Below are 2,855 nucleotides of genomic sequence, written 5' to 3'. Positions count from 1 at the left end.
CGCTCATCGAGCTTATCGCCCTCAAGGATATCGATTGCCCGCCACACCTTGCCGCCAAAACCGTTGTTGAACAGCTTGTCGGGGTCCGGCAGGCTCGCGCCGTGGGAAAAGGTGAGCTTCACCTTGTCCTTGTGGGCGTTGCCGACCACGATGTTCCCGTCGAGGCACCATACCGGGCTGCCCATCCACTTCCACTCCTCGACGATGTCCGGGTCGGCTGCAAGGATGGTCTTGCGGATGCCAGCGAGCATCTCGGCGCGCCAGTCCGTGAGGCCGGCGATCAGCTGGTCGATCTGTTCGGATGGGTTCATTGGGTGCCTTCCTATGCCTCGACGCGTTTCAACCGCCGCCCGTTACCAGCGCGCCAGCTGGGTGATCTGAACGAGGTTGCCGCAGCTGTCGTTCAGCTGGGCGATGGTCGAACCGGTCACCTCGGTCGGCGGCTTGATAAACGCGCCACCCTTCGCCTTGATGCGCTCATAGTCGCCCTTGACGTCGTCGGTGAAGAACATGACCGCGGGCTGACCCTGCTTGAAGATGGCTTCCTGATAGGCTTTGGCGGCCGGGTTGTCGTTGAGCGCGAGCTGCAGCTCCGTTCCATCAGGCTCTTCAGCTGAGGCCACGGTCAGCCAGCGATAGGGCCCGTTGCTGAAATCGGCCTTCTTGGTGAAGCCCAGCACGTCGGTGTAGAAGCGCAGCGCGTTTTCCTGGTTGTCCACATACACGCTGGTTAGCTTGATCTTCATCGCACTTTCTCCTCTGTCGTATTCTTGCCTCTGTGACCGCTACGGAATCCAGCCGGGCAGGGCAGCGGCCTGCTTGATCCAGTCCGCCATTTGCGCCTCGTCGAACGCATCGTCTTCGCGGATGTCGATCCAGCGAACGTCCTTGCTTTTCGCCGTGCCGCCGGGTGGAATCGGCTGCAACGACATGCCTCTGAAGAAGGTTACCTTCACGTAGTGGGTGAAGACATGAAACGACACGAACCAGCCTTGACCCTCGATGCCGTAGAATGGCGAGTTCCATCGCACGGCCTTGCGAACGTCAGGCACGTTGCGCACGGTGAGCGCGTCGAGACGCTCGCCGAGACCACGCTTCCGGCCCGGCATTGCAGCGATGTAGGCCTGCACCAGGGCGTCGCCGTCGCCCTTGGCGATTTGCGGGTTGCCGCCCGAAAGCAGGACCGGCGCAGCCTTGGCCGTGGTCGATTGTCCCTGCGCCTTGGCCATTCTGCCCACTCCTATCCGCCGGCACGCTGCGCGCCGCGCCCCTTGGCGGCATAGGGCAGCACGAACATGTAAAGGCCGCTGAACAGCAGCAGGAAGAGCGGCAAGAGCGGCGAGTAGACCACCCAGGCGGGAGGCTGCCCAAATGCCATGGTGGCGAAGTTGGCGATGACGGTCAGCGTAAAGATGATCGACAGCCAGCGATGAATTTGCCGGATCCACTTGTTCCAGTCCAATGGCACCTCCCGTCAAAAAGAGCCGAAGCGGACCAGCAATCCGCTTGCCGGCGGTTTCAATCCAGCCGCGCCAGGACGTCCTCCAGGGCAGTAAGGAACCTTTGCCAGCCGACCGTGGCGCCGCGGAAATATGGCTGTTGATCCGGCCGGAAGCCCGTCTGCTCCATGCGCAGATGGGTTCCCGTGCTCGTAGCGGTGAGCGTCCAGGTGACGACGCTCTCGAGATCCTTGGTGTCCCAGGTGTAGGACAGTATCTTGTTGGGCTCGACCGTCTGGACCTGGCAGTCGACGCCGCCCCAGTCCGCGCTGAGATTGAAACGGTGGTCCACGACTGGCTTGAAGTTGTTCTTCATCAGCCACTCCTCGATCAGATGCGGTTGGGTGAGGGCACGCCAGATCTTCTCCGGCGGATAGGGGATTTCACGTTCGACGATGACGGAGCGCGTTTCGGTCGCAGTGTTGATCATTGGTCCATTCTTTTGAGCAAATTCTCGAGGTCGTCGAACCGGCTTTGCCAGAACGCGTTCATCTGGTTCGTCCAGTCGGTCAGGGGAGAAAGCGCTGCGAGCTGGGCGCTATAATGGGTCTGCCGTCCCTCATGGCGGTCGCGCACCAGTCCGGCCTGCCGGAGCACGCCGAGATGCTTCGACACCGCTGGCTGCGAGACACCCGACTGAGCTGTCAAAGCGCCAACCGTCTGCTCGCCTTGCCGGCACAGGCGCTCGAAGATCGCGCGACGCGTCGGATCGGAGAGCGTTCTGAACAGGACATCGTGAGCGTTGGTCATTTGGGATCGATAACCCGGTGGCTATTGATTGACGTATAACCGCCGAGATATGTATGTGTCAAGCGGGAGCGTGGGTGGTCACGATCCGGCCGTTTTCAAAAAAATCTTCCCATTGTCCCAAGGATTAGCCATTAGCCTTCGTCCAACAGGCAAATGATGGCGATGATGCTGGATGAAAGCGAAGCCTCCGACGCCGAACTGATCGGACGGGCGAAGGGCGGAGACAGGGGGGCCTTCAGCACATTGCTGGAGCGTCACTACGACTTCGTCTATCGCGCCGCCTATCGCTGGTGCGGCCGGAAGGCCGATGCCGAAGACATCGCCCAGGAAGTCTGTGTGCGGTTAGGCAAGGCGATCCGCGACTATCGCGGCGGCGGCGCTTTCACAACATGGCTCTATTCCGTGACGATGAATGCGGCGCGCGATATGATGCGCAAGACCGCGCGCGAGACCGTCAAGACCGAGGCTTATGGCGTTCATGCGCTGATCTCGGGCGAGGCGTCAGCCGAACCGGAAGACCCGGCCGAGGCGCTGTGGGCGGCGGTTCGGCAATTGCCCGACAAGCAGCGCGACGCGGTGCTGCTGGTCTACGGCGAGGGCCTGAGC

7 protein-coding genes are annotated in these 2,855 nt (G+C 61.6%); 1 reads left to right on the top strand and 6 read right to left on the bottom strand.

The genetic code is table 11. The annotated features are described in order from the left end of the window. The 6 genes from EN935_RS29615 to EN935_RS29590 all read right to left on the bottom strand — a co-directional run. Positions 1-311, bottom strand: a 311-nt coding sequence (locus tag EN935_RS29615) for a DUF1801 domain-containing protein (RefSeq protein WP_127373902.1), incomplete at its 3' end; no start/stop codon positions are given. A 42-nt stretch (positions 312-353) separates the two neighbouring features. Beyond that, positions 354-746, bottom strand: a complete 393-nt coding sequence (locus tag EN935_RS29610) for a VOC family protein (protein ID WP_126069393.1) — start codon at positions 744-746, stop codon at positions 354-356. A 39-nt stretch (positions 747-785) separates the two neighbouring features. Continuing rightward, positions 786-1,229: a DUF1801 domain-containing protein gene (locus EN935_RS29605; RefSeq protein WP_126069392.1), complete on the bottom strand. Its 444-nt coding sequence runs from the start codon at positions 1,227-1,229 to the stop codon at positions 786-788. 11 nt (positions 1,230-1,240) lie between these two features. Continuing rightward, on the bottom strand, positions 1,241-1,462 hold the full coding sequence (locus EN935_RS29600; protein WP_109669416.1) for a hypothetical protein: 222 nt from the start codon (positions 1,460-1,462) through the stop codon (positions 1,241-1,243). Positions 1,463-1,518: 56 nt separating this feature from the next. After that, complete coding sequence (locus EN935_RS29595) at positions 1,519-1,929, bottom strand: SRPBCC domain-containing protein (RefSeq protein ID WP_127264763.1); 411 nt, start codon at positions 1,927-1,929, stop codon at positions 1,519-1,521. Continuing rightward, positions 1,926-2,249 (bottom strand): metalloregulator ArsR/SmtB family transcription factor, encoded by a 324-nt coding sequence (locus EN935_RS29590; RefSeq protein WP_126069390.1) that lies wholly within the window; start codon positions 2,247-2,249, stop codon positions 1,926-1,928. Before EN935_RS29590 ends, EN935_RS29595 begins: the two co-directional genes overlap by 4 nt. Positions 2,250-2,405: 156 nt before the next feature. On the opposite strand from EN935_RS29590, the gene EN935_RS29585 reads away from it, so the two are divergent. Further along, positions 2,406-2,855: RNA polymerase sigma factor (locus EN935_RS29585; RefSeq protein ID WP_164771431.1), on the top strand; the 450-nt coding region annotated here is incomplete at its 3' end.

Source organism: Mesorhizobium sp. M7D.F.Ca.US.004.03.1.1, from assembly GCF_003998635.1.
GTDB lineage: Bacteria > Pseudomonadota > Alphaproteobacteria > Rhizobiales > Rhizobiaceae > Mesorhizobium > Mesorhizobium loti.
Note: the sequence above shows the minus strand (reverse complement) of the source record. Positions and strands in the feature narration are given on the sequence as shown.